Below are 23,288 nucleotides of genomic sequence, written 5' to 3'. Positions count from 1 at the left end.
CATGACGATCAGGTTCTGTCCGATATGCGGCGACGTTCTGCAACTCGTCCAGCATACGCCGGCTGTGCTTCCTGTTTACTGGCAGTGGGAGTGCCCCGAGGGTGACTGGTTCGAGGCGGCCAATCCGCCAGCTGAGGGCCAGCAGGCCGAGAAGGTCGTCGATGAGTGATCCGAGCATGGACGACGGCGGACGCCGGCACTGGCACCTCGACAAGTCTGTCTCTATCAGCCACATCCTGACGACCCTCGTGCTGTTGCTGGGCGCTGTGAAATTCTCCTTCGACATGGAGAAGCGCATCGCCCTGCTTGAGGCCAACAACACGACACAGACCGCGGCGGTCACCCAGTTGCTCGACAACCAACGCAGGACGGACGCCAGGCAGGACGTGGACATCGAGGCCATCAAGCGCCAGGCCCGCGAGGACTACATGGATCTGGGCAAGAAGATGGAGCGCCTGATCGATTACAACCAGCGCGCGATCCGGAGCAACAAGTGAAGCTCGTCCCGTATTGGCGCAACGCCTGGAAGCTGGTCAGCGTCCAGCTGATCGCACTGATCACCGTCCTTGGCGGCCTGCGCGAGGCCTCGGAGTACCTGCAACAGCTTCTCCCTCCCGAGCTCTACCTCAAGGTTAATGCCGGCCTGGCCGTCTGCGCTCTGCTGGCCAGGCTTATCCACCAGCCGAAGGTGACGAAATGACTCTGCACGATCTACGGCTGACGGTGATCATCCCAGCCCTGACCATCCTCCCGGTGAAAATGACCGGGCGGCCCGCAGAGTTGCAGCTTCTCGCCACAACCCTTCAGGAAGACCCCAAGCAGCGCCGCCGGCAGTGGCCTACAGGACCAGCCAGAGGGCTCTGGCAGTTCGAGCAGGGCGGCGGGGTGAATGGCGTTCTGCGCCACAAGAACACCCGTCAGCATGCCGTCACGCTGTGCGATGAGCGCGGCGTCCGGCCTGTTGCTGAGCTGGTGCACGCAAGACTTGAGCATGACGACATTCTGGCCGCAGGATTTGCCAGGCTGCTGCTCTGGGCTGACCCCATGGCCCTGCCGACGCCAGGCGAGGTTGAGGCTGGCTGGCAGCTGTACCTTCGCACCTGGCGGCCTGGAGCATACAGCCGCGGCGATGACCAGGAGAAGGCCGAACTGCGCCGGCGCTGGAGCGAGAACTATGCCCGTGCCATGGATGCCATGGCATGACATTCCCTTTCTTCGATGCCCCGCTCGACACGCGGTACGATCGTGAAGCCAGCGAAGCGCTTGGCGCCGATCACTGGCGCATCCTGTCACCGTTCCGCCTGATGCTCAGCGACCGTCAATGGGCCGCTGTGCCTGCAGGAATTCTCACCGACGGCGGCAGCATCCCGCGGGTCATGCATGGTGTGATTCCTCCATGGGGAAAGTTCGGGCAGGCCTACGTGATGCACGACCAGCTGTGCGAGTACCTGTCGCTTACGGTCGATGGCCGGCCAAGTCCGATTGCCAGGGTCCGTTGTGACGGTCTGCTCTACGTCGGGATGGAGGTTCTTGGCGGGACGCCAGAAGAGATAGCGGCAGTTCAGGCAGGTGTCGACCTGTTCAGGAATGCCGCCAGGGTGACGCGCCCGAGCAACCGGGCGCTGAAGCGTAGGCTTGAGGCTCAGTGGTCAGCCTGATCGACGAGATCTGCCCATTCCTGCATCATCCCGCGGCGCTGCTCCAGGTAAGTGGCGTGGTTGTAGGTGTCCCGGATTACGCTGGGGTCTGCGTGGGCCAGCTGTCTCTCGATCCAATCCCGGTTGTAACCGCGGCCATTCATCTCGGTTGAGAACATGTGGCGGAAACCATGGGGCGATTGCTTCCCGCGCAGCCCGGCGGCGGCCATGGCGTCTGTCGCATAATTCGGACCGAGAGGTTTCTGGCTGCTCCAGGCGCCGGGAACACGTAGACCCCGTCCTGTGACAGAGCTCGCATGCCTTTCACAAGGTCGACAGCTTGCGCAGGGAGTGGGACCACATGGTCGCGCCGCATCTTCATCCTGTCCGCCGGTATCGTCCATGTCGCCTGGTCGAGATCGAAGTCGGCCCATTGCGCCATCCGCGCTTCGCCAGGGCGGCATGCCGTGTAGATCATGAGCATCAGGGCTGACCGCGCCGTGATCGAAAGCCTGGCATTCCTGATGGCCCACATGACTGCCGGCAGCTCAGATGCATCAACGAACGCCCGGTGCTTGTAGGCTCCGGTCTTCTCTGTGACCTCGTGCATCTCAGCCGTAGGATCTGCGTCCAGGGCCCCGATCGCGATGGCATAGCGGAACACCTGGCCCATCCACTGGCGCGTCTTCACCGATGAGGTGATTGCGTCTCGCCTCTCGATGCGCCGGATGATGGCGATCACGTCCGACCTGCTGATCGCCTTTATGCTGCTGGAGCCGAGCGATGGGAGCACGTCGTTCTCCATCGCGATCCTGATGCCCTTCAGGGTGCCAGGTGACAGCTTCCCCTTCTTGTTCCGCGATCCCTCGCCCTGGCGAAAGGCCAGCCACTCCTCATAGATCGTGCGGAACGTTCGGTCATTCTCCTTCACCAGAGAGGCCCTTTCCTGCTTTCGCACAGCCCTCGGGTCTTTGCCGGCAGCCACTGACTCCCTGGCCTCGTCGCGGCGCTGGCGGGCTTCCTTCAGGCCAACGTCAGGGTAGACGCCCAGGGATATGCGGGCCTGCTTGTTGAGCCAGGTGAACCTGAAATGCCAGCTCTTCACGCCAGTCGGTGCGACGTAGAGTGATAGCCCCAGACTGTCTGGGATGGTGTATGCCTTGTCCTTCGGCTTCGCCTGGCGAGCCGCTGTGTCAGTGAGTGCCACCAGTACATCCTTGGTCGTGATAGGTCGATGTACTGGATAATGTACTGGAAGTTTCGGGATTTGAATAAATCTGTTGGTATGCAGTGGGAATAAAATGCCGCGCATGCGGGGGCCTTTCGGCGGCGCGCGGCATGTCACGAGAAAAGGCGAGATTTCCCAGTGGAGCCCTTGAACAGTTCCACGAATGACGCTCTGAAGATGACGGCCCGGTACCGGCCTGGAAGGGGCGGGAGTTTACCAGTTCCTCCTACCCTTTACCGCCCACCGGACGAGCCGCCTCACCGTCACTTGATGCCCAGGCGCTTGGCCAGGCGCAGCAGGTTGGCGCGATCCAGTCCCAGCTCCCGAGCGGCTGCGGCCCAGTTGCCTTCGTTGCGCTCCAGCGCTGCGGTCACCAGTCGCTGCTGATAGACATCCACCGCCGCGCGTAGATCGCCGACAGCGGCTGGCAGCTCTTCGACGACCGTCTCGTTCATCTGCGCAGGTGTTCCCGAGCTCGGTAATGCCAGGTCCGCTGCCGTCAGGGTGAGGATGCGTGGCCGATCCGGCTGCGACACCCGCGCCTTGAGTCCCGCCCGCCCGATCAGGTGTTCCAGCTCCCGTACGTTGCCCGGCCAGTCGTAGCCGAGGAGGGCGGCTTGGGCGTCCTGACTGAGGCGCAAGCTGCGCAGCCCCAGTTGAGCGCGGTTGTTCTCCAGGAAGAAACCGGCGAGCAGCAGCACATCACGGCCACGATCACGCAGCGGCGGTACACGCATGGGGTAGACGCTGAGGCGGTGATAGAGATCGGCGCGGAAGCGGCCATGGCGAACTTCCTCGGCCAGGTCGCGGTTGGTGGCGGCGATCACCCGGACGTTCACCCGATGCTCGCGATCCGATCCCACCCGCTGCAACTGGCCACTCTGTAACACCCGCAGCAGCTTCGCCTGGATCGCCAGGGGCAGCTCGCCGACCTCGTCGAGGAACAGGCTGCCACCGTCGGCCAGCTCGAACTTGCCGCGCCTGTCGCCCACCGCACCGGAGAAGGCACCACGTACATGGCCGAACAGCTCGCTCTCCACCAGGGTGTCCGGCAGGGCCGCGCAGTTGAGGCTGATGAGGGGCTGGTTGCTGCGTGGCGACTTGGCGTGGATCGCCTGGGCCACCAACTCCTTGCCGACGCCCGTTTCGCCGCTGATCAACACCGTCAGCTCACTGCCACCTACCACGGCGATCTCCTCCACCAGCGCCTTGTGCGCGGGGCTCTGGCCGATCATTTCCTGCGGCCGTACCTGCCCGGCGGCCTGGCGATAGACCTCCGCCCGCTGCTGTTCGTCCGCTGCGAGGCGTTCCAGGCCGTGCATACGCTCGGCTGCTTTCACCGTGGCGGCTGCCAAGCTGGCGAAGTGCTCCAGGGTTTGCAGGTCCTCGCTGGAGAAGCGCGACGGGTTCAGCGCGTCCAGCGTCAGCAGGCCCCAGGGGCGGTCATCGAGGAACAGCGGGCAGCCAAGACAGTCGTGTACTTCCAGGTGCTCCAGATGGCCCTCCACCAGGCCGTCATAAGGGTCGGGTAGATCGCAGTCAGCGGGGAAGCGGGTCGGCCCGCGATTCTCCAGCAGCGCCTGCAGGCGCGGGTGTTCGGTGACCTTGAAACGCCGCCCCAAGGTATCCGCGCTCAGCCCGTCCACTGCGAGCGGCACCAGCTGTTCGCCATCGAGCTGCAGCAGGGCGGTGGCGTCGCAGGGCAACAGGTCGCGCAATGCGCCGAGAAGGCGGCGGTAGCGCTCACGCTCCGGCAGGTCGCGAGAAAGGTCGGTCACCAGGGGGATGAGCGTCTGCAGCAAGGATGGAGTTGTCATATTGACTTCTTGATGTCGGATTGACTCGAAATTGATTGTAGTCAAAACAACTCATAAAACTACAACTGATTGATTTTAAAGAAATTAAAATCTGGCACGGAAGATGTAATACCTACAGCGTGATTCAGACCCATCTAAAAAACGGAGTCCAACCATGCTGTCCAGCCAAGTGCGTGCAATCGTCAAATCCACCGTCCCCCTGCTGGAGACCGGTGGCGAAGCCCTCACCACCCATTTCTACAAGATGATGCTCACCGAGTATCCGCAAGTACGTCCCCTGTTCAACCAGGCCCACCAGGCCAGCGGCGACCAGGCTCGCGCCCTCGCCAACGGTGTACTGATGTATGCCCGTCACATCGATCAACTCGAAGTGCTCGGCCCGCTGGTCAGCCGCATCGTCGCCAAGCACGTCGCCCTGCAGATCCTCCCGGAGCACTACCCGATCGTTGGCGACTGCCTGCTGCGCTCCATCCGTGAAGTCCTGGGCGAAGACATCGCCACGGACGAAGTCATAGATGCCTGGGCCCAAGCCTATGAACTGCTTGCCGGCCTGCTGATCGGTTCGGAAGAGGAAATCTATGCCGCCAGTGCCGAAGCCCCCGGTGGCTGGCGCGGCGCGCGCGGCTTCATCGTCGAGCGCAAGGTCGCGGAGAGCGAGGAGATCACCTCCTTCCACCTGGTGCCCGAAGACGGTGGCGCGGTGCTGGACTTCGCGCCCGGCCAGTTCATCGGCCTGCGCCTGGAAATCGATGGCGAAGAAGCGCGCCGCAACTACTCCCTGTCCGCTGCCGCCAATGACCGCTCCTACCGCATCAGCGTCAAGCGCGAAAAGGGCGGCAAGGTCTCCAACTTTCTCCACGACCATATCGTCGAAGGCGATCGCGTCGAACTGTTCGCGCCGGCCGGGGATTTCGTCCTGCGCCCCAGCCGCAAACCCCTGGTGCTGATCACGGCGGGTGTCGGTATCACCCCCGCATTGGCGATGCTCGAAGTGGCGCAGCACAGCGACCGGCCGATCCACTTCATCCACTGCGCGCGCAACGGCGCGGTACACGCCTTCCGCGACTGGGTCGAAGAGATTGCCGCCCGGCGCCCGAACCTCCAGCACTTCGTCTGCTACAGCGAACCGGCCGAAAGCGATCGCGCCGACGGCACCGGCTTCCTCACCCGCGAGCGTCTGGGGGCTGGTTGCCGGCCGAGCGCGACCTGGACGCCTACTTCCTCGGGCCCAAGCCTTTCATGGCCCAGGTGAAGAAGCACCTGAAGGCGCTGGGCGTGCCCGGTGAACAATGCCACTACGAGTTCTTCGGGCCCGCCAGTGCCCTCGACAGCTGATCGACCCCGCCCGGCGCTCACGAGGCGCCGGGCCTTGAACGAGGAAACCACCATGACCTTCTTCAACTCCCCCGACGCTCTTCTGCGCTTCGCCAACCAGGTGCTGTGGGTTGGCCTGATCATGCTGCTGGTCGGCATCCTGTGCGGCTACATGCTCGACCCGTTCTTCGGCCTGCTGCCGCTGATCGCCTTCCACGGCATGGTCATCTTCGGGCCCACGCTGCTGAAGCTTGGCTACGTCATGCGCCTCACCGCCCAATACCAGTTGCGCAAGGAGGCGCTCCATGCAGTTGCGTGACCGTAAACGGGAACTGGCCATCGCGCCGCTCTGGCGCCTTGGCTTCCGCCCCTTCTTCCTCGCCGGCGCGCTCTTCGCGCTGATCGCCATCGCGCTTTGGCTCGCCGCGCTCGCCGGCCATTTTGCCGTCTGGCAACCCGTGGGTGGCTGGCTGGCCTGGCATCGCCATGAAATGCCCTTCGGTTTCGGCGTCGCCATCATCGCCGGCTTCCTGCTCACCGCCGTGCAGAACTGGACGGGCAGGGCGGGGCTCTCCGGGCGCCCGCTGATGGTGCTCGCCGCACTCTGGCTCGCCGCGCGCCTGGCGTGGTTGCTGGGCGCACCGCTGGTCATGCTGGTCCCCTTGCAAGCCGCTTTCTTGCCTCTGCTGGCCTTCGTTATCGGCCGCAGCCTGTGGCAGGTGCGCCAGCGCAACAACTACCCGGTGGTGGCCGTATTGCTCCTGCTCGGCAGCGCCGATGCCCTGGTATTGACCGGCCTGGCGCTGGGCGACGACGGCCTGCAGCGCCAGGGCGTGCTCGCGGCGATGTGGCTGATTGCGGCGCTGATGGGCCTGATCGGCGGGCGGGTGATTCCCTTCTTTACCCAGCGTGGCCTGAGCCTCACCCAGCAGGTGAAAGCGCTGCCATGGCTGGATCGCGCCACCCTCGGGTGCGCCCTGTTGGTGGCGGTGCTGACCGCCTCGGGCCTGGCGCTGAAGGCCAGCCCCTGGGTGGCGCTGCCGTTCGCCTGCCTGGCACTGGGCAATGCCGTGCGCCTGGGGCGCTGGTATGACGCGGGCATCTGGCGCGTACCGCTGCTCTGGTCGCTGCACCTGGCCTTCGCCTGGCTGGTGGTCGCACCGTTCGGGCAGGCGCTGTGGCACCTGGGACTGCTGGGCAACCCGAGCCTGCCGCTGCACGCGCTGGCGGTGGGGGCGATGGGAGGGCTGATTCTGGCGATGCTGGCTCGCGTCAGCCTCGGCCATACCGGTCGGCCGCTGTCCCCGCCGAAGGCGATGGGCGTCGCCTTCGCTTTGGTCAACTGCGGTGCGGTGGCGCGGGTCTTCCTGCCGGGGCTGCTGCCGAACCTGGCATTGCCCCTGGCCGGTATCTGCTGGCTGGCCGCCTTCGCGCTGTTCCTGGCGCACTATGCGCCGATGTTCTGCCGCGCGCGGGTGGACGGCCAGCCGGGTTGAGGCTCAGGGCCGGGCTGCGCGCAGGCGCGCCAGTTCGGCCTTCAGCCATTCGGCGGAGAGCTGCTCCTGGCCGTTGCAGCGCACCTTGTACGGCTTGCCGCTCATGCTGCTCTCGGTGGCGGCGCGGGCGATGAAGTCCTCACTGGAATCCACCAGGCCCTTGTTTTCCAGGTAGTCGAGCTTCTTCTGCAGATGATCGCGGGCTTCGGTCGCCGGGTACTCACTGCCGTTGCGGATGAACAGGCAGCCACTCGACGCCACGAACGTCAGCAGCCCCGCTATTTCCTGCTGGCTCCGGGCGTCCGGCGCCGCCTGGCTGGGGCTCATCGCAAGCAGCAAGCAACTGGCGCAGATGGCCTGCCAGGTAACGGTGAAAACGCGCATCTTCCCAATACTCCATATGGCTCAGGGGGGTGTGCCGCTTGTACCAGGGGCCGACCGGCATGGCGCGGTCCTCCTGCACGACGGCAGCGTAGTTCTGCAGGGGCCGCAGCGGGTAGCCGAGCGCATCTGCCGGGGCATAGACATTCAGCCAGCGCGCCTGTTCGCGCACCCGTTCCTCCAGGCAATGGCCAGGGAAGCGTATGGGTTGCACAGGATCGTAGGCGAAGGTGAACAGGGGGATATTGCAGCCGAAGGTGACCAGCCCGGCCAATGTCTCCAGCGCGATGAACGGGTCGCGCGGGCAGCTTGGCGTGTCATTGAGCTTCTGCTGGTCCCAGACGAAGTTGGAGAAGATGTGCCCGCCCAGCGAATGGGCCAGCACCACCAGCGGTGTGGTTGGGCCGACCCGGGCGCGCAGGGCATTGAGGCCGGCGCGCAGGCACTGGTGCACTTCCTCATAGGTGGTGTCGTAGGCCTGGCTGACCTGGCGGTAACCGCTGGCGTCACCGAGGAACAGCGTCACCGCTTCGCGTAGCCAGCGCCAGGTCACGGGCTCGCGCTCCAGGCGGTCGAGATAGGCCTGCTCACGCTTGTCCAGCACGCTGGCCCAATAGCAGCTCTGGAAGGCGATCTGCTCTGCGTCGCTGCCCAGGCGCTTGCGCAGGCCGCGGATCAGCCCCTGGGCGAAGCTGTGCTGGCCGTCGTCGTCACGCAGGTCCTGCTGGTTGCCAATGCCATGGATGATGGCGACGGCGAGCTTCATCGGTTCTCTCCCTGAATCGTCGCGCGGCAGCCTACCCCGAGGCAGGCCGCGCGGCAATCGGGCCGATCAGAGCGGTTGCAGGCGCTCGGCGAGACGGCCGCTGTCCGCCAGTTCGAGGAACTCGTCGCCCAGGCGCTGGCTCTCGCTCATCGCCTTGCGCCAGTAGCGCTCGCGGCCGGCGTCATCGCCCAGGTAGCGGGTGAAGTCCTTACGGTCCGGCAGCTTGCCGTGGGGCAGGGTGGCCAGGTACGCCCGCGAGGGCGCCAGCAGCAGCACGTCCTGCAGGCGCACCGCGTCGCCACGGCGCCAGGGCAGGCCCTTGTCGAACCAGCCGGGGATCACCTTGTCGGTGAAGTGCGGGTAGAGCACCACGCCGTCACCGCTGTAGGGCAGGTCGAGGTGGTAGTCGAGCAGGCCGCCGTCGCGGTAGGTGCCGGGGCCGGCGCCGGGGATGTCGCGCACACCTTCCATCACCATGGGGATGGAGCCGGACGCGAGCAGGGCGTGGCGCAGGTTGCCGGCGTCCAGGGCCAGGCAGCGCGAGGGGAAGTCTTCCAATGCGGCCAGGGGCGGGGCCAGGCGACCGTCATGCAGGATCACCCGCTCGAAATACCGGGCCAGGCGCGGGCGCCCCAGCAGGTTGGAGCCGATCACCGAACCCAGCCCCAGGCCCAGCGCGCCACGGCGATCATGGGCGAGCAGGCCGTGGCTCTTCACCACGACTACGTTGAGGCGGTAATGCGGGTTGCTCAGCACCTGTTCGTCCTGGCCGTCCAGCAACTGGTCGAGCATTTGCGCGCACAGGCGGCTGACCTCGGCCATGGTCACGCCCTTGGGGAAGCGCTGCGCGGTGTACAGCTCGCCCAGGCGGCTGATGCCCTTGGCGGCGTCAGGCAGGCAGGCGCTGGCGAAGCGCCAGGAGCCGATGGAGGCGCCGATCAGCGAGCGCTCCTGGGGCGCGCGCGGCAGCCAGTCGCCGAACAGCGCCAGGTCCAGGCCCTGGATGCCGAGGGCCTTGGGGCCGCCGGCGGCGCCGGGAAGAATCTTCACGTCGGCCGGCTGCAGGCCGCGCTCGCGGATGCGTGCCAGGGCACGGCTGCCGGCGCGCAGGGTGAGGGCGGGCGACTTGATGTGAATGGCGCTCATGGGGGCCTCCGAAAAAAGCGAGGCAGCGATTATAGTGGCCCGCGCCGCCAGTCCAAGCGCCTTCATCGCGTGAATGATGCGCCCATGCCCGTGCGCAGGGAATGATTGGCGGAAACCGGGATATCGACTGCACTGAGCGAAGCGGCCGTAAATTCAGCTTGAGTTAATTGGCCTTCGCTAAGGTGTACCCATCGAAGACAGATATCCCCCCAAGGAGATGCACCATGAAAAAACTTACTGCCCTGTTCGCCGTCGCCACCCTCGCTGCCACTGCCGGTATCGCCCAGGCCCGTGACCTGGGACCGGACGAAGCCCTGAAGCTGCGCGACGCCGGCACCATCCAGTCGTTCGAGAAGCTCAACGCCGCCGCCATCGCCAAGCACCCCGGCTCCACCGTCAACGAGACCGAGCTGGAAGAGGAATACGGCCGCTACATCTACCAGGTGGAACTGCGTGATCCCCAGGGCGTGCAGTGGGACCTGGAGCTGGACGCCACCAATGGCCAGATCCTCAAGGATCACCAGGACGACTGATGCGACTGATCATGCGCTACAGCGGCATCGTCGCCCTGGTCCTGGCGGTCTTCGCCCTCGAAGCGGTCGCCCGTGACCTGGACCAGGACGAAGCCCTGAAGCTCCGCGAGGAAGGCGTGATCATGCCCCTCGAGCAACTGCTGCACCGAGCCCTGGGGTTGTACCCCGGGGCTCGCTTGTTGGAAGCGGAGCTGGAAGAGGAAGACGATGTCTATGTCTACGAAGTCGAGCTGCTGACCACCGACGGCGTGGTGCGGGAACTGGAACTGGATGCCCGCGACGGTCGCATCCTGAAGGACGAGGAAGATGACTGATGCGCCTGCTGCTGGTTGAGGATCACGTACCCCTGGCGGACGAACTGCTGGCCGGGCTCGGCCGCCAGGGCTACGCGGTGGATTGGCTGGCCGACGGCCGCGACGCCGCCCACCAGGGCGCCAGCGAGCCCTATGACCTGATCGTGCTGGACCTCGGGCTGCCCGGGCGCCCCGGCCTCGACGTGCTGCGCGAGTGGCGTGCCGGCGGCCTGGCCACGCCGGTGCTGATCCTCACCGCGCGGGACTCCTGGGCCGAGCGTATCGAAGGCCTCAAGGCCGGTGCCGACGACTACCTGACCAAGCCCTTCCACCCGGAGGAACTGGCCCTGCGCATCCAGTCGCTGTTGCGCCGCGCCCGCGGCCTGGCCAACCAGCCGCACCTGGAAGCGGCCGGCCTGCAGCTGGACGAGGGGCGCCAATGCGTCACCCGGGGCGGCGAAGAGGTGGACCTGACCGCCGCCGAGTTCCGCCTGCTGCGCTACTTCATGCTCCACCCCGGCCAGTTGCTGTCCAAGAGCCACCTGGCTGAGCACCTCTACGACGGCGAGACCGAGCGTGATTCCAACGTCATCGAGGTCCACGTCAACCACCTGCGGCGCAAGCTCGGCCGCACCGTGATCGAAACCCGCCGAGGCCAGGGGTACCGCTTTACTGGTGCCACCGAGTGAGGTCCATCCAGCGCCAGCTCAGCATCGGTCTGGTGACCCTGCTGCTGGTGGTCGGGCTGCTGCTGGCCCAGGTCAGCCTGTGGCTGTTCGACGACGGCCTGCGCCGCCACCTGGAAGGCAACCTGCGCAGCGAGGCGGAAAGCCTGCTGGCCGCCCTGGTGCGCGGGCCCAACGGCATCCAGCTGGACGAACAGAAGCTCAACCCGGTGCACCAGCAGCCCTATTCGGGGCGCTACTTCCTGATCCGCATCGATGACAAACCCTGGCGCTCGCGCTCCCTCTGGGATGCTGAGCTCGCCATGCCCGAGCGGCCCGGCCTCACCGCCGAGCTGCTGCCCGGCCCCAACGACCAGCAGTTGCTGACCTATCGTGGTGACTACCGCCGCTTCGGCCGCCAGGTGAGCATCGCCGTGGCTCAGGACTACACGCCCATCCTCGACAGCTTCCGTCGCGTGCAGTGGACGGGCGTCGCCCTGGGCGCTGCCGCCTTGCTGCTGGTGCTCGCCCTGCAGCGCTATACCGTGCGCCGCGCCCTGCGCCCGCTGGAGCGGGTGCGCCGGCAGATCGCCCAGCTGCAACAGGGCCAGCGCAGCGAGCTGGATGCCCGCGTGCCCCTGGAGCTGGAGCCGCTGGTGGGCCAGGTCAACCACCTGCTGGCCCACACCGAAGACACCCTGCGCCGCTCGCGCAACGCCCTGGGCAACCTGGGCCACGCGTTGAAGACACCCCTGGCGGTGCTGGTCAGCCTGGAGTCCCGCGACGAGCTGCGCGCGCACCCGGAGCTGCGCGCCACCCTGGCCGAGCAGCTGGAGCAGATCCAGCAACGCCTGGCCCGTGAGCTAGGCCGCGCGCGCCTGGCCGGGGAAGCGCTGCCGGGTGCGCATTTCGATTGCGATGCGGAGTTGCCGGGGCTGTTCAACACCCTGTCGATGATCCATGACAGCCAGCTCGACCTGGACTGGGACGCCGCCGCCGGGCTGCGCCTGCCCTGGGACCGCGAAGACCTGCTGGAGCTGCTGGGCAACCTGCTGGACAACGCCTGCAAATGGGCTGAGACCCAGGTGCTGCTGTCCATCTCCGTGCAGGCCGGCGGCTACCGCCTGAGCGTGGACGACGACGGTCCCGGCATCGCCGAGGAGCAGCGCGAATCGGTGCTGGACAGGGGCTCGCGGCTGGACGAGCAGGTCGCCGGCCACGGGTTGGGGCTGGGTATCGTGCGGGACATCGTCGACGCCTGGGGCGGCAGCATCCGTTTGCTGGAAAGCCCCCTCGGTGGGCTGCGTGTGCTGGTGGAACTGCCGGCGCCGGCTGCTCGCGCCTAGCCCGCCAGCAATCGCTCCACCGCCGCCAGGGCCAGGCGCTGGCGCTCCTGCCAGTCACCGCCCAACACCTCGAAGCGCTGCCCGTTGGCCACCAGCCAGTCCTGGCTGGCGCTGAAGAAGGCCTGGCGTTCGCTCAGCTCCGGCTGGCAGCGCTGGCCATCGCCCAGCCACTCCACCCCTTCAGGGCGCAGCAGCAGGTGCAGGTCGTAGTGCCGTGCCAGCAACTCAGTCTCCAGCCAGGCGGGGCAGTCGCCGAACAGGGTGCGGCTCCAGAGCATGTTGCTCAGCAGGTGGGTGTCGAGGATCAGCAGGGCAGGACGCCGGGCGCGGGCCGCGTCCTCGCGCTGCAACTGGCCCCGGGCAATGGTGGGGATGTCGGCGTAGCAGGTGTCGCGGCGCTGCTCATCGATGAAATCACGCACGTACTCACTGACCACCTCGCCGCCGAAGCGTGCTTGTAACTCACTCGCCAGCCAGCTCTTGCCGCTGGATTCCGGCCCTGCCAGCACCACCACCTTCATGCCGGGCTCGCCTGCGGCTGTCGCCATTGGCGCCAGCCGTGCACGGCCAGCAGGGTGAACAGCACATAGAGCGCGGCGGTCAGGTACAGCGCCTTGCTGATGAACAGGCCGACGAAGATCACGTCCACCACTATCCACAGCGCCCAGCACTCCAGGCGCTTCTGTGCCATCCAGACCTGGGCCACCAGGCTGAAGGCGGTGAGGGCGGCGTCCAGCCAGGGCGCGGCGGCGTCGGTGTGGGTGGCCATCAGGTAGCCCAGGCTCAAGGCGCCGGCGGTGCCAAGGGCCAGGCCCAGCAGCAGGCCGTTGCGTGCCAGGCGCGTCACCTCGCGGCCCTCGTGGCGATCTCCGCCTCGGGTCCACTGCCACCAGCCATACAGCTGCAGCACGGCGTAGATCATCTGCAACAGCATGTCGGAGTAGAGCTTCACCTCGAAGAAGATCCAGGCATAGATCAGCACCATGACCAGGCCGATGGGCCAGCACCAGCGGTTCTGCCGGGTGGTGAGCCAGACGGCCAGCACGCCGATCGCGGCGGCGAAGAGTTCAAGTGGCGACACGGGCGGCCCTCGTGAAATAAGCCGCCGATTGTAGCGGCTTCAGCCGGCGGCGGGCGCCCTGGTTGCGAGGCGTTGCTGGTCCTGGCGCTCGCGCTCGGTGCCCAGGTAGGGCTCGCGGGTGCCCAGCAGGTGGTCGAACCAGGGCCGGGTCACGCACCAGTTGGCATGGGGGTTGGGGCCCATGTGGTGGTCGTAGTGCCAGGGCAGGTGGCTGCGGGCCCAGTCCGGGTCCTCGTGGGAGCGACGGTGCACGCGGTAGTAGTTCGCCGCGCAGTACCAGAGCGTCGCAGTGAACCAGGGCGCCACCAGCCATAGCGGGCTCGCGGCCAGGCTTGCCAGCAGCAGCGCCCAGGCTTCCTTGCCCTGGGCGTGCAGGCCCAGCGGGAAGCGTTCGTAGCAGGGGTCGCGGAACCCATGGCGGCGGGCGTTGCCATGGTGTTCGTGGAAATGGAAGCTCCAGAAGCGCCCGCGCACCCGGCCCAGGCCGTGGAGCACATGCTTATGGAAGAACCATTCGATGAAGTTGGCCAGCAGCAGGCCGGCGATGACGCTTAGCGGGGCTTCGAGGTACCAGGGCATGGCGGTGGGTTTCCGTGGCGGGTCGTGGGTCGACTCTAGCCAGGAGGGGGGCGCCCGGTCTTGCCCCTGCTGCCCGGTTTACCGGGCGCCCGGGGCAAGCCTCAGCACACCAGGCTGTCGGCCTGGCGGTAGAGCATCAGCAGCTTGCGAGTGATGCTCTGCTGGATGTCGTCGCGCTCGAAGGTGGAGAGGTGCGGCAGCTTGTGCACCTGCAGGCGGTGCAGGTGGATGTAGGGCATCTGCTGGTCGAACTCGCGCAGGTCGCCCTTCATCAGGATCGGCAGGAACACGTCGCCGCGCTTGCGCTGGTTGCTGATGATCTGCGCCAGCGCCGGCTTGAAAGGCATGGTCTTGGGCTTCGGCCCGCCTTCCTCGATGCGTGTGCTGAGCAGCAGGCCCGGCTTGCCGAGCACCACGCCGGGCAGCACGCAGAGGCCGGTCTTGAGCACCGCGCTGGCCTCGATCCCATGCAGGGTGTCGTGGAACGCATAGGGGTTGGGCAGCACCACCATCTTGCGCCCGAGGTCGGCGGGGAAGTGCAGGCCGTAGTTGGTGTACAGCTGGCGCGTGGACTCGGAGTACACGCACAGGCGGTTCTCGAACAGGCGGATGAACCGCTCGGCCAGCTCGCGACGGGCGATGCTGTCCAGGTCCCAGATCAGGTCTTGGTTCTGCTGTTGGCCGAGGTCGACCTCTTGGTGTTCCATGTTGCCCATGCCGGTCCTCAAACGCGGAATTGTCTCAACAAGCGGTTCAATTGTTCGGCCAACTGGCTGAGCTGCTGGCTGGCGGCGCTAGTCTGCTCTGAAGCCATCGCGTTGTCATGGGCCAGGCTGGCTGCCTGAGTCACATTCTGGTTGATGTCTTCCACCACGTGGGATTGTTGCAGGGTGGCGCTGGCGATGGAGGCATTGAGCCCGGTGAGGTTGCGCAGCGACTGGGCGATCTGCCCCAGGCTCTCGCCGGCCTGGCTGGCCTGCTCCACCGTCAGTTGCGAGGCGCGGCTGCTTTCGTTGATCACCTTCACCGCCGCCTCGGAGTTGCCCTGCAGGCGCTCGATCATGCCGTGGATCTCGGCAGTGGATTTCTGCGTGCGCTGGGCCAGCAGGCGTACTTCGTCGGCGACCACGGCGAAGCCGCGGCCCTGTTCGCCGGCGCGGGCGGCTTCGATGGCGGCGTTCAGCGCCAGCAGGTTGGTCTGTTCGGCGATGGAGCGGATCACCTCCAGCACGGAGCCGATCTGTGAGCTTTCCTCGGCCAGCGAGCGGATCACCTCCACCGCCTGGGCGATGGTGTCGGAAAGCTGGCCGATCTGCCGCAGGCTGCTGTCGATGTTGCTCTGGCCGAGGCGCGCCTGGTCTTCGGCGGTGCGCACTTCACTGGCGGCGTGCTCGGCGTTCTTCGCCACGTCCTGCACGCCATAGGTGACCTCGTTGATGGCCGTGGCCACCAGCTCCATCTGCTGGGATTGCTGTTCGCTCTGCCGTTGGCCGTTGCTGGCGATGCTGCCGAGGGAACCGGCGGCCTGGTCCAGTGCGCCGGCGGCGTCCAGCGATTGGCGGATGACCCCGCGCAGCTTGCTGGTGAAGGCGTTGAAGTGGCCGGACAGCGCGGTGATCTCGTCGCGCCCCTGGTTGTCCAGGGCGCTGGTGAGGTCGCCCTCACCGCTGGCGATGGCGGCCATGGCGGTGACCACTTCCTCGAGCGGGCGGGTGATGCTGCGGGCGATCACCACCACCAGCACCGCCATGATCAGGGCGATCACCAGGCCGATGGCCGAGGCGTGCAGGGCCTGGGACCAGAACTCGTCCTGCATGTCGTCGATATAGATGCCTGAGCCGATCACCCAGCCCCAGGGCTCGAACAATTGCACGTAGGACACCTTGGGCACCGGATCAATGGCGCCCGGCTTGGGCCAGCGGTAGTCGACGAAGCCGGCACCCTTGCTGCGGGCCACGGCCACCATGTCGTTGAACAGCGGCTTGCCGTCCGGGTCCTTGTAGCCGGAGAGGTCTTGCCCCTCCAGCTTCGGGTTGGTCGGGTGCATGACCATGCGCGGGGTCAGGTCGTTGATCCAGAAGTAGTCGTTCTTGTCGTAGCGCAGGGCGCGGATGGCCTGCATGGCCTGCTTCTGCGCCTCCTCGCGGGGCAGGGTGCCGGCGGCTTCCTGGGCCTGGAAGTGCTGCAACACGCCCGCGGCGGTCTGCACCACGTGCTGGGTCTTGAGTTCCTTGCCGTGCAGCAGGTCGGTGTGGATCTGCTGGAGCATCACCACCTCGAGGATCACCAGCATCGACACCGAGACGATGAGGATCAGCCACAGGCGGCGGCTGATGGGCAGACTGCGAAGGTTCATGGTCCGGTGCTCCTGGCTTGTTATTGTTCGGCAGCGGATTGCGCGTTCCGGAGCGGTCTTTGCCGCGCGCGAATCCATAGCATGTCTGATAGCATTTCGGCCCTTGGCCGGCAAACCTGATAACGGATCGTCGGCCGGGAACCCGCGTCCTCGTGGCTGGTCTCAGCCGCGCGCGGTACCCGCCTGGGGCCATATCACTTACACATTCGCAAGAGCAGGCCGCCGCTTGGCGCGCCTTGGGGAGTTCCGATGGATTTTTGGACGGCCTTTCAGGCCCTGATACTGGGCGTTGTCGAAGGCATCACGGAGTTCCTGCCGATCTCCAGCACCGGCCACCAGATCATAGTCGCTGACCTGATCGGCTTCGGTGGCGAGCGCTTCCAGGCCTTCAACATCATCATCCAGCTCGGCGCCATCCTCGCCGTGGTCTGGGAATACCGGCGCAAGATCTTCGACGTGGTGGTCGGCCTGCCTCGTGAGCGCAGTGCTCAGCGTTTCACCGGCAACCTGCTGGTGGCGTTCTTCCCGGCCGTGGTGCTGGGCGTGGCCTTCGCCGACCTGATCCACCACTACCTGTTCAACCCCATAACCGTGGCCACCGCCCTGGTGATCGGCGGGGTGATCATGCTGTGGGCCGAGCGTCGCGAGCATGCGATCCAGGCCGAGACGGTGGATGACATGAACTGGAAGCAGGCACTCAAGGTGGGCCTGGCCCAGTGCCTGGCGCTGGTGCCCGGCACCTCGCGCTCCGGCGCCACCATCATCGGCGGGCTGCTGTTCGGCTTGTCGCGCAAGGCAGCCACCGAGTTCTCCTTCTTCCTCGCCATGCCCACCATGGTCGGCGCGGCGGTCTACTCGGGCTACAAGTACCGCCACCTGTTCCAGCCGGCGGACCTGCCGGTATTCGCCCTGGGCTTCGTGGTTTCGTTCATCTTCGCGATGATCGCCGTGCGCGCCCTGCTCAAGTTCATCGGCAACCACAGCTACGCGGCCTTCGCCTGGTACCGAATCGGCTTCGGCTTGCTGATCCTCGGCACCTGGCAGTTCGGCCTGATCGACTGGGCCACCGCGCAAGGCTGAGTCCCGAGCATTCGCGATATCGATAAAGGCGTGCCCCCGGGCGCGCCTTTGTCATAGTGGGCGCCTGCACCGCTACGGATGAAGGAAAGCCCATGAGCGCGCTCGAACATCGCCTGCTGGAGGTCAACGGCATCCACCTCGGCCTGCATTGCGCCGGCCCCGAGGATGGGCGGCCGCTGTGGCTGCTGCACGGCTTCCCGGAATGCTGGCATTCCTGGCGCAACCAGATCGAGCCGCTGCTGGCCGCCGGCTACCGGGTGCTGGTGCCGGAGATGCGCGGCTACGGCAGCAGCAGCGCCCCGGTCGACCCCGCCGCCTATGACCTGATCACCCTCTGCGGCGATATCCAGGCCGCCATGGATGCCCTTGGCCAGCACGAGGCCTGCGTCATCGGCCACGACTGGGGTGCCCCGGTGGCCTGGCACCTGGCCCTGCTGGAGCCGCAGCGGGTCAAGGCGGTGGTGGGCATGGCGGTGCCCTTCGGTGGCCGCCCGAAGCAACCGGCTACCGAGGCGATGCGTCAGCACTTCGCCGACCGCTTCAACTACATCCTCTATTTCCAGGCGCCGGGCGTCGCCGAGCGTGAGCTGGATGTCGACATCCCGCGCACCCTGCGGATGATGATGCACAACAGCTCCGCCGCTGTGCCCCGGGACTTCTTCCTCCAGGACAAACCCGCCGGCGCGACCCTGTTCGATGGCATGCAGGACCCCGGCCGGCTGCCGGACTGGTGCGACGAGGCCGCCTTCGCCGAGTACCTGAAGACCTTCGAGGGGCGCGGCTTCCATGGTGCGCTCAACTGGTACCGCAACTTCGAGCGCAGCTGGCAGCGTACCGAGCCGCTGCAAGGCTGCCAGGTGCTGCAGCCGGCGCTGTTCCTCATCGGCGACAAGGACCCGGTCGGCACCCTCGAAGCCCACAGCATCAAGGTCATGCCGCGCAGCGTGCCCGCGCTGGAGCAGCATGTGATCGCCGAGTGCGGGCACTGGCTGCAGAACGAAAAGCCGCGCGAGGTGAACGCCCATCTGCTGGGCTTCCTGGCGCGGCATTATCCGAACGGCAACTGATCTGCCGGGGTGATGGGGGGGAGCGAATTCATTCGCGATTGTTAGGCACCGAGCTCATCGCGGTTGAAACCGCTCCCACGGGAGGTGCGATCCTGTAGGGGCGAATTCATTCGCCCGCTTCTGAATGCGCCCCTACAGGCCTCCCGGGTCAACTGGCCAGCAACTGGCGCAGCACGTAGTGGAGGATGCCGCCGGCCTTGAAGTACTCCACCTCGTTGAGGGTGTCGATGCGGCACAGCACCTCGACCTTCTCCGTGGTGCCGTCTTCGCGGGTGATCTCCAGGGTCAGCGGTATGTGCGGGCGCAGCTTGACGCCACTGAGGCCCTTGATGCTGATGGTTTCCTTGCCGGTCAGGCCCAGGCTCTTGCGGTCGGTACCGTCCTTGAACTGCAGCGGCAGCACGCCCATGCCCACCAGGTTGGAGCGGTGGATGCGCTCGAAGCTCTCGGCGATCACCGCCTTGACCCCCAGCAGGTTGGTGCCTTTGGCCGCCCAGTCGCGGGAGGAGCCGGTGCCGTATTCCTTGCCGGCGAAGATCACCAGCGGCGTGCCTTCCTCCTGGTAGCGCATGGCCGCGTCGTAGATGGCCAGCTTCTCGCCGCTGGGTACGTGCAGGGTGTTGCCGCCTTCCTCGCCACCGAGCATCTCGTTGCGGATGCGGATGTTGGCGAAGGTGCCGCGCATCATCACTTCGTGGTTGCCGCGTCGCGAGCCGTAGGAGTTGAAGTCCCGCGGTTCCACGCCGTTCTCCCGCAGGTAGCGCCCGGCGGGGCTGTCGGCCTTGATGTTGCCGGCGGGGGAGATGTGGTCGGTGGTCACCGAATCCCCCAGCAGGGCGAGGACCCGGGCCTGCTGCACGTCTTCCACCTTGGGCGGCGCACCGGCGATATCGGCGAAGAAGGGCGGGTGCTGGATGTAGGTGGAGTCGGCCTGCCAGGCATAGGTGTCCGATTCGGGCACCTGGATGGCGCGCCATTTCTCGTCGCCGGCGAAGACCTCGGCGTATTCCTTGCGGAACATGGCGGTGTCCACTTTGGCGATGGCGTCGGCGATCTCCTTCTGGCTGGGCCAGATGTCCTTCAGGTACACCGGCTTGCCGTCCTTGCCTTCGCCCAGCGGTTCGCGGCTGATGTCCAGGCGCACGCTGCCGGCCAGGGCATAGGCCACCACCAGCGGTGGGGAGGCCAGCCAGTTGGTCTTCACCAGCGGGTGCACGCGGCCTTCGAAGTTGCGGTTGCCCGAGAGCACCGAGGCCACGGTAAGGTCGCCCTGCTGGATGGCTTTCTCGATGGGGTCCAGCAGCGGGCCGGAGTTGCCGATGCAGGTGGTGCAGCCGTAGCCCACCAGGTCGAAGCCCAGCTCGTCGAGGTACTTCGTCAGCCCGGCGGCGGCGAAGTACTCGGTCACCACCTTGGAGCCGGGCGCCAGGGAGCTCTTCACCCAAGGTTTGCGCGTCAGGCCCTTTTCCACGGCCTTCTTCGCCACCAGGCCGGCGGCCATCATCACGCTGGGGTTGGAGGTGTTGGTGCAGGAGGTGATGGCGGCGATCACCACGGCGCCGTCGCTCAGGCGGTGGGTGCGACCTTCGTACTCGTAGTCCATCACGCCGCTCTGCACATTGCCGCCGACGGCGGTACCGCCGCCGCCCTCGCTGAGCAGGCGGCCGTCCTCCTTGGCGCTGGGCTTGAGCTGCAGGGCGATGAGGTCGTCGAAGGTGCTGGCCACCTGGGTCAGCGGCACCCGGTCCTGCGGGCGCTTGGGCCCGGCCAGGCTGGCTTCCACCGTGCCCATGTCCAGGGCCAGGCTGTCGGTGAACACCGGTTCGTCACCGGCGTTGCGCCACAGGCCTTGGGCCTTGCAGTAGGCCTCCACCAGCTTGACCGTGGACTCCGGGCGGCCGGAGAGGCGCAGGTAGCCCAGGGTGATCTCGTCCACCGGGAAGAAGCCGCAGGTGGCGCCGTATTCCGGGGCCATGTTGGCGATGGTGGCGCGGTCGGCCAGGGGCAGGTCGGCGAGGCCGTCGCCGTAGAACTCGACGAATTTCCCCACCACGCCTTTCTTGCGCAGCATCTGGGTGACGGTGAGCACCAGGTCGGTGGCGGTGATGCCTTCCTTCAGCTTGCCGCTGAGCTTGAAGCCGATCACCTCGGGGATCAGCATCGACACCGGCTGGCCGAGCATGGCCGCCTCCGCCTCGATGCCGCCCACGCCCCAGCCGAGCACGCCGAGGCCGTTGATCATGGTGGTGTGGGAGTCGGTGCCCACCAGGGTGTCGGGGAAGGCGTAGGTCTTGCCGTCCTCGTCGCGGGTCCAGACGGTGCGGCCCAGGTACTCGAGGTTGACCTGGTGGCAGATGCCGGTACCCGGCGGAACCACGCTGAAGTTGTCGAAGGCGTTCTGGCCCCAGCGCAGGAAGGCATAGCGTTCGCCGTTGCGCTCCATCTCGATCTCGACGTTCTGTTCGAAGGCCTCGGGGCTGGCGAAGCGGTCCACCATCACCGAGTGGTCGATCACCAGGTCCACCGGGGACAGCGGGTTGATCTTCTGCGGGTCGCCACCGGCCTTGGCCACGGCGTCACGCATGGCGGCCAGGTCGACCACGGCGGGTACGCCGGTGAAGTCCTGCATCAATACCCGCGCCGGGCGGTACTGGATCTCGCGCTCGGAGCTGCGGGTCTTCTGCCAGGCCACCAGGGCTTCGAGGTCCTCGGGGCCGACGGTTTCGTTGTCTTCCCAGCGCAGCAGGTTTTCCAGCAGTACTTTCAGGGACAGGGGCAGCTTGTCGATGCTGCCGAGGCGCTTGGCGGCCTCTGGCAGGCTGAAGAAATGGTAGGTCTTGCCGTCCACCTCGAGGGTGCGGCGGCTGTTCAGGCTATCCAGGGAAGGCATGTGACATCTCCTTTTGGCCCACACGGCATGGGCCGATACAGGGGGCGGAACCCTGCAAAGCTAGCTCTGCTTGGCGGGGCACGCCATGTTCTGGACTCCCGTTCCGCCAGCATGGTTCCTCTTGTCGCATCACTGTGGGCGTAGGAATTTTCCGTCAGTTACTGTGTGAAATCGGGCGCTTCGGCTCTATAGTGCGCGGCCAAGGAGACACCCCGATGAATAGCCTGTTCCTGCACTGCCGCCCCGGTTTCGAGGGTGAGGTGTGCGCCGAGATATCCGACCTGGCCGCCCGACTGGACGTGCCCGGCTACGCCAAGGGCAAGGCCAGCAGCGCCTATGCCGAGTTCATCTGCCAGGACGCCGACGGCGCCGAACGGTTGATGCGCGGCCAGCGTTTCGCGCGCCTGATCTTCCCCCGCCAATGGGCCCGTGGCGCCTTCGTTGCGCTGCCCGAGACCGACCGCATCAGCGTGCTGCTGGCGCACCTGGCCGACTACCCGGTCTGCGGCAGCCTGTGGCTGGAGGTGCTGGATACCAACGAAGGCAAGGAGCTGTCGAATTTCTGCAAGAAGTTCGAGGCGCCCCTGCGCAAGGCCCTGGAGAAGGCCGGCCGCCTGGTGGATGACCCGGGCAAGCCGCGCCTGCTGCTGACCTTCCGCAGTGGCCGCGAGGTATTCGCCGGCCTCGCCGAGGCGGACAACTCCGCGCTCTGGCCCATGGGCATCCCGCGCCTGAAGTTCCCCCGCGAGGCGCCGAGCCGCTCCACGCTGAAGCTTGAGGAGGCGTGGCACACCTTCATCCCCCGCGAGCAGTGGGAAACACGTCTCTCCGAGGACATGACCGGCGTCGACCTGGGCGCTTCCCCCGGCGGCTGGACCTACCAGCTGGTGCGCCGCGGCATGCTGGTCACCGCCATCGACAACGGCCCCATGGCCGAGAGCCTGATGGACACCGGGCTGGTGCAGCACCTGATGGTCGACGGCTTCACCTTCAAGCCCAAGCAGCCGGTGGACTGGATGGTCTGCGACATCGTCGAGAAGCCGGCGCGCAATGCCGCACTGCTGGATACCTGGATAGGCGAGGGGCTGTGTCGCGAGGCGGTGGTCAACCTCAAGCTGCCGATGAAGCAGCGCTACGCCGAGGTGCAGCGCTTGCTGCAGCGCCTGGAAGACAGCTTCCGCGAGCGCAAGATCAAGGTTTCCATCGCCTGCAAGCAGCTCTATCACGACCGCGAGGAAGTGACCTGCCACCTGCGTCGCCTGGACCGCTGAGGCCGCGCGCCCAGCCGTGCCGGGCATCGGCCGGGCTGGGCGTGCTTGGCGCTTTACGCCACAATGGCGACCTGTTCCTGGAGTACCCCATGTCCGATCAGCCTGATGCCATTCTCGATGCAACCGGCCTCAACTGCCCCGAGCCGGTGATGATGCTGCACAACAAGGTGCGTGACCTGCCGTCCGGCGGCCTGCTCAAGGTCATCGCCACCGACCCGTCGACCCGGCGGGATATCCCCAAGTTCTGCATGTTCCTCGGCCACGAGCTGGTGGAGCAGGGCGAGGAGGCCGGTACCTACCTGTACTGGATCCGCAAGAAGGCCGAATGAGGCCGCCTCGGAT

The 23,288-nt window shown here is 66.4% G+C and carries 27 protein-coding genes and 1 pseudogene; 16 read left to right on the top strand and 12 right to left on the bottom strand.

The annotated features are described in order from the left end of the window. Position 1 precedes the first annotated feature (1 nt). Genes PSm6_RS30235 through PSm6_RS30215 form a run of 5 tightly spaced genes read left to right on the top strand, consistent with a single transcriptional unit; the run spans position 2 to position 1,658 of the window. Positions 2–169 (top strand): hypothetical protein, encoded by a 168-nt coding sequence (locus tag PSm6_RS30235; RefSeq protein WP_265169181.1) that lies wholly within the window; start codon positions 2–4, stop codon positions 167–169. Further along, positions 162–497, top strand: a complete 336-nt coding sequence (locus PSm6_RS30230; protein WP_265169180.1) for a hypothetical protein — start codon at positions 162–164, stop codon at positions 495–497. The genes PSm6_RS30235 and PSm6_RS30230 overlap by 8 nt, the downstream gene beginning before the upstream one ends. Continuing rightward, positions 494–700 carry a DUF7940 domain-containing protein gene (locus PSm6_RS30225; protein WP_265169179.1) on the top strand — a complete coding sequence of 69 codons (207 nt, stop codon included), beginning with the start codon at positions 494–496 and terminating at the stop codon, positions 698–700. The genes PSm6_RS30230 and PSm6_RS30225 overlap by 4 nt, the downstream gene beginning before the upstream one ends. Further along, positions 697–1,203, top strand: coding sequence for a hypothetical protein (locus PSm6_RS30220; RefSeq protein WP_265169178.1), 507 nt, complete (start codon positions 697–699; stop codon positions 1,201–1,203). The genes PSm6_RS30225 and PSm6_RS30220 overlap by 4 nt, the downstream gene beginning before the upstream one ends. Then, positions 1,200–1,658: a DUF1353 domain-containing protein gene (locus tag PSm6_RS30215; RefSeq protein ID WP_265169177.1), complete on the top strand. Its 459-nt coding sequence runs from the start codon at positions 1,200–1,202 to the stop codon at positions 1,656–1,658. The genes PSm6_RS30220 and PSm6_RS30215 overlap by 4 nt, the downstream gene beginning before the upstream one ends. Here PSm6_RS30215 and PSm6_RS30210 read toward each other — a convergent pair. From PSm6_RS30210 to norR, 3 genes are all read right to left on the bottom strand, one after another. Beyond that, entirely contained in the window at positions 1,643–1,816 is a 174-nt protein-coding gene (locus PSm6_RS30210) for a hypothetical protein (protein ID WP_265169176.1), read from the bottom strand. The two genes, PSm6_RS30215 and PSm6_RS30210, sit on opposite strands and share 16 nt — an antisense overlap. Then, complete coding sequence (locus PSm6_RS30205; protein WP_265169175.1) at positions 1,798–2,844, bottom strand: tyrosine-type recombinase/integrase; 1,047 nt, start codon at positions 2,842–2,844, stop codon at positions 1,798–1,800. Before PSm6_RS30205 ends, PSm6_RS30210 begins: the two co-directional genes overlap by 19 nt. Before the next feature lie 284 nt (positions 2,845–3,128). Further along, positions 3,129–4,682, bottom strand: a complete 1,554-nt coding sequence (gene norR, locus PSm6_RS30200) for a nitric oxide reductase transcriptional regulator NorR (protein WP_265169174.1) — start codon at positions 4,680–4,682, stop codon at positions 3,129–3,131. 154 nt (positions 4,683–4,836) lie between these two features. Here norR and hmpA point away from each other — a divergent pair. The 3 genes and pseudogenes from hmpA (at position 4,837) to PSm6_RS30185 (ending at position 7,492) form a co-directional block, all read left to right on the top strand. After that, positions 4,837–6,017: pseudogene (hmpA, locus tag PSm6_RS30195) on the top strand (NO-inducible flavohemoprotein). Positions 6,018–6,069: 52 nt separating this feature from the next. Continuing rightward, positions 6,070–6,315: a hypothetical protein gene (locus tag PSm6_RS30190; protein ID WP_031286816.1), complete on the top strand. Its 246-nt coding sequence runs from the start codon at positions 6,070–6,072 to the stop codon at positions 6,313–6,315. After that, positions 6,302–7,492, top strand: coding sequence for an NnrS family protein (locus PSm6_RS30185; RefSeq protein WP_265169173.1), 1,191 nt, complete (start codon positions 6,302–6,304; stop codon positions 7,490–7,492). Before PSm6_RS30190 ends, PSm6_RS30185 begins: the two co-directional genes overlap by 14 nt. Before the next feature lie 3 nt (positions 7,493–7,495). Here PSm6_RS30185 and PSm6_RS30180 read toward each other — a convergent pair whose 3' ends face one another. The 3 genes from PSm6_RS30180 to PSm6_RS30170 form a co-directional block, all read right to left on the bottom strand. Continuing rightward, positions 7,496–7,753 (bottom strand): DUF5329 family protein, encoded by a 258-nt coding sequence (locus PSm6_RS30180; RefSeq protein WP_021216812.1) that lies wholly within the window; start codon positions 7,751–7,753, stop codon positions 7,496–7,498. Continuing rightward, positions 7,713–8,639 carry a hypothetical protein gene (locus PSm6_RS30175; protein ID WP_021216813.1) on the bottom strand — a complete coding sequence of 309 codons (927 nt, stop codon included), beginning with the start codon at positions 8,637–8,639 and terminating at the stop codon, positions 7,713–7,715. The genes PSm6_RS30180 and PSm6_RS30175 overlap by 41 nt, the downstream gene beginning before the upstream one ends. Before the next feature lie 66 nt (positions 8,640–8,705). Next, entirely contained in the window at positions 8,706–9,785 is a 1,080-nt protein-coding gene (locus PSm6_RS30170) for a patatin-like phospholipase domain-containing protein (protein WP_021216814.1), read from the bottom strand. Positions 9,786–10,009: 224 nt separating this feature from the next. Here PSm6_RS30170 and PSm6_RS30165 point away from each other — a divergent pair, with 224 nt between their 5' ends. From PSm6_RS30165 to PSm6_RS30150, 4 genes are read left to right on the top strand one after another with little or no spacing between them, the layout of a single operon-like run. Beyond that, positions 10,010–10,318 (top strand): PepSY domain-containing protein, encoded by a 309-nt coding sequence (locus PSm6_RS30165; protein WP_021216815.1) that lies wholly within the window; start codon positions 10,010–10,012, stop codon positions 10,316–10,318. Beyond that, entirely contained in the window at positions 10,318–10,632 is a 315-nt protein-coding gene (locus tag PSm6_RS30160) for a PepSY domain-containing protein (protein WP_021216816.1), read from the top strand. Before PSm6_RS30165 ends, PSm6_RS30160 begins: the two co-directional genes overlap by 1 nt. Further along, positions 10,632–11,300, top strand: a complete 669-nt coding sequence (locus PSm6_RS30155) for a response regulator transcription factor (protein ID WP_021216817.1) — start codon at positions 10,632–10,634, stop codon at positions 11,298–11,300. The genes PSm6_RS30160 and PSm6_RS30155 overlap by 1 nt, the downstream gene beginning before the upstream one ends. Then, complete coding sequence (locus tag PSm6_RS30150) at positions 11,297–12,622, top strand: sensor histidine kinase (RefSeq protein ID WP_184492280.1); 1,326 nt, start codon at positions 11,297–11,299, stop codon at positions 12,620–12,622. Before PSm6_RS30155 ends, PSm6_RS30150 begins: the two co-directional genes overlap by 4 nt. Here PSm6_RS30150 and PSm6_RS30145 read toward each other — a convergent pair. The 5 genes from PSm6_RS30145 to PSm6_RS30125 all read right to left on the bottom strand — a co-directional run bounded on the left by PSm6_RS30145 (position 12,619) and on the right by PSm6_RS30125 (position 16,638). Beyond that, complete coding sequence (locus tag PSm6_RS30145) at positions 12,619–13,143, bottom strand: AAA family ATPase (RefSeq protein WP_265170591.1); 525 nt, start codon at positions 13,141–13,143, stop codon at positions 12,619–12,621. The genes PSm6_RS30150 and PSm6_RS30145 overlap by 4 nt on opposite strands. After that, complete coding sequence (pnuC, locus tag PSm6_RS30140) at positions 13,140–13,703, bottom strand: nicotinamide riboside transporter PnuC (RefSeq protein ID WP_265169172.1); 564 nt, start codon at positions 13,701–13,703, stop codon at positions 13,140–13,142. The genes PSm6_RS30145 and pnuC overlap by 4 nt, the downstream gene beginning before the upstream one ends. 39 nt (positions 13,704–13,742) lie before the next feature. Continuing rightward, the gene (locus PSm6_RS30135; protein WP_265169171.1) at positions 13,743–14,282 is read right to left on the bottom strand and encodes a hypothetical protein; all 540 of its coding nucleotides are present in this window, start codon (positions 14,280–14,282) and stop codon (positions 13,743–13,745) included. 101 nt (positions 14,283–14,383) lie between these two features. Then, positions 14,384–14,989: a hypothetical protein gene (locus tag PSm6_RS30130; protein WP_169708313.1), complete on the bottom strand. Its 606-nt coding sequence runs from the start codon at positions 14,987–14,989 to the stop codon at positions 14,384–14,386. A gap of 17 nt (positions 14,990–15,006) precedes the next feature. Further along, a complete protein-coding gene (locus PSm6_RS30125; protein WP_265169170.1) occupies positions 15,007–16,638 on the bottom strand; it encodes a methyl-accepting chemotaxis protein in 1,632 nt (543 codons plus the stop codon). A 249-nt stretch (positions 16,639–16,887) separates the two neighbouring features. Between PSm6_RS30125 and PSm6_RS30120 the strand changes: the two genes are divergently transcribed. Together PSm6_RS30120 and PSm6_RS30115 are read left to right on the top strand one after the other, a co-directional pair. Beyond that, a complete protein-coding gene (locus PSm6_RS30120; RefSeq protein ID WP_265169169.1) occupies positions 16,888–17,718 on the top strand; it encodes an undecaprenyl-diphosphate phosphatase in 831 nt (276 codons plus the stop codon). Between the two features lie 92 nt (positions 17,719–17,810). Next, positions 17,811–18,785, top strand: a complete 975-nt coding sequence (locus PSm6_RS30115) for an alpha/beta fold hydrolase (protein ID WP_265169168.1) — start codon at positions 17,811–17,813, stop codon at positions 18,783–18,785. Between the two features lie 148 nt (positions 18,786–18,933). Here the strand turns inward: PSm6_RS30115 and acnA are convergent, their stop codons facing one another. Next, positions 18,934–21,675: an aconitate hydratase AcnA gene (gene acnA / locus PSm6_RS30110; protein WP_265169167.1), complete on the bottom strand. Its 2,742-nt coding sequence runs from the start codon at positions 21,673–21,675 to the stop codon at positions 18,934–18,936. Positions 21,676–21,890: 215 nt separating this feature from the next. On the opposite strand from acnA, the gene rlmM reads away from it, so the two are divergent. Both rlmM and tusA read left to right on the top strand, forming a co-directional pair. Continuing rightward, entirely contained in the window at positions 21,891–22,946 is a 1,056-nt protein-coding gene (gene rlmM / locus PSm6_RS30105) for a 23S rRNA (cytidine(2498)-2'-O)-methyltransferase RlmM (RefSeq protein WP_265169166.1), read from the top strand. An 89-nt stretch (positions 22,947–23,035) separates the two neighbouring features. After that, positions 23,036–23,275 carry a sulfurtransferase TusA gene (gene tusA, locus PSm6_RS30100; RefSeq protein ID WP_021216828.1) on the top strand — a complete coding sequence of 80 codons (240 nt, stop codon included), beginning with the start codon at positions 23,036–23,038 and terminating at the stop codon, positions 23,273–23,275. Positions 23,276–23,288 lie beyond the last annotated feature (13 nt).

The sequence above is a fragment of the Pseudomonas solani genome (genome assembly GCF_026072635.1).
GTDB lineage: Bacteria > Pseudomonadota > Gammaproteobacteria > Pseudomonadales > Pseudomonadaceae > Metapseudomonas > Metapseudomonas solani.
Note: the sequence above shows the minus strand (reverse complement) of the source record. Positions and strands in the feature narration are given on the sequence as shown.

Coding starts and splice junctions, on each gene's coding strand:
- PSm6_RS30220 (WP_265169178.1), top strand. CDS start 697: ATGACTCTGCACGATCTACGGCTGACGGTGATCATCCCAGCCCTGACC.
- acnA (WP_265169167.1), bottom strand. CDS start 21,675: ATGCCTTCCCTGGATAGCCTGAACAGCCGCCGCACCCTCGAGGTGGAC.
- PSm6_RS30215 (WP_265169177.1), top strand. CDS start 1,200: ATGACATTCCCTTTCTTCGATGCCCCGCTCGACACGCGGTACGATCGT.
- PSm6_RS30175 (WP_021216813.1), bottom strand. CDS start 8,639: ATGAAGCTCGCCGTCGCCATCATCCATGGCATTGGCAACCAGCAGGAC.
- PSm6_RS30165 (WP_021216815.1), top strand. CDS start 10,010: ATGAAAAAACTTACTGCCCTGTTCGCCGTCGCCACCCTCGCTGCCACT.
- rlmM (WP_265169166.1), top strand. CDS start 21,891: ATGAATAGCCTGTTCCTGCACTGCCGCCCCGGTTTCGAGGGTGAGGTG.
- PSm6_RS30230 (WP_265169180.1), top strand. CDS start 162: ATGAGTGATCCGAGCATGGACGACGGCGGACGCCGGCACTGGCACCTC.
- PSm6_RS30145 (WP_265170591.1), bottom strand. CDS start 13,143: ATGAAGGTGGTGGTGCTGGCAGGGCCGGAATCCAGCGGCAAGAGCTGG.
- PSm6_RS30155 (WP_021216817.1), top strand. CDS start 10,632: ATGCGCCTGCTGCTGGTTGAGGATCACGTACCCCTGGCGGACGAACTG.
- PSm6_RS30185 (WP_265169173.1), top strand. CDS start 6,302: ATGCAGTTGCGTGACCGTAAACGGGAACTGGCCATCGCGCCGCTCTGG.
- PSm6_RS30210 (WP_265169176.1), bottom strand. CDS start 1,816: ATGTTCTCAACCGAGATGAATGGCCGCGGTTACAACCGGGATTGGATC.
- PSm6_RS30170 (WP_021216814.1), bottom strand. CDS start 9,785: ATGAGCGCCATTCACATCAAGTCGCCCGCCCTCACCCTGCGCGCCGGC.
- PSm6_RS30125 (WP_265169170.1), bottom strand. CDS start 16,638: ATGAACCTTCGCAGTCTGCCCATCAGCCGCCGCCTGTGGCTGATCCTC.
- PSm6_RS30135 (WP_265169171.1), bottom strand. CDS start 14,282: ATGCCCTGGTACCTCGAAGCCCCGCTAAGCGTCATCGCCGGCCTGCTG.
- PSm6_RS30235 (WP_265169181.1), top strand. CDS start 2: ATGACGATCAGGTTCTGTCCGATATGCGGCGACGTTCTGCAACTCGTC.
- PSm6_RS30115 (WP_265169168.1), top strand. CDS start 17,811: ATGAGCGCGCTCGAACATCGCCTGCTGGAGGTCAACGGCATCCACCTC.
- tusA (WP_021216828.1), top strand. CDS start 23,036: ATGTCCGATCAGCCTGATGCCATTCTCGATGCAACCGGCCTCAACTGC.
- PSm6_RS30120 (WP_265169169.1), top strand. CDS start 16,888: ATGGATTTTTGGACGGCCTTTCAGGCCCTGATACTGGGCGTTGTCGAA.
- PSm6_RS30160 (WP_021216816.1), top strand. CDS start 10,318: ATGCGACTGATCATGCGCTACAGCGGCATCGTCGCCCTGGTCCTGGCG.
- PSm6_RS30190 (WP_031286816.1), top strand. CDS start 6,070: ATGACCTTCTTCAACTCCCCCGACGCTCTTCTGCGCTTCGCCAACCAG.
- PSm6_RS30130 (WP_169708313.1), bottom strand. CDS start 14,989: ATGGAACACCAAGAGGTCGACCTCGGCCAACAGCAGAACCAAGACCTG.
- norR (WP_265169174.1), bottom strand. CDS start 4,682: ATGACAACTCCATCCTTGCTGCAGACGCTCATCCCCCTGGTGACCGAC.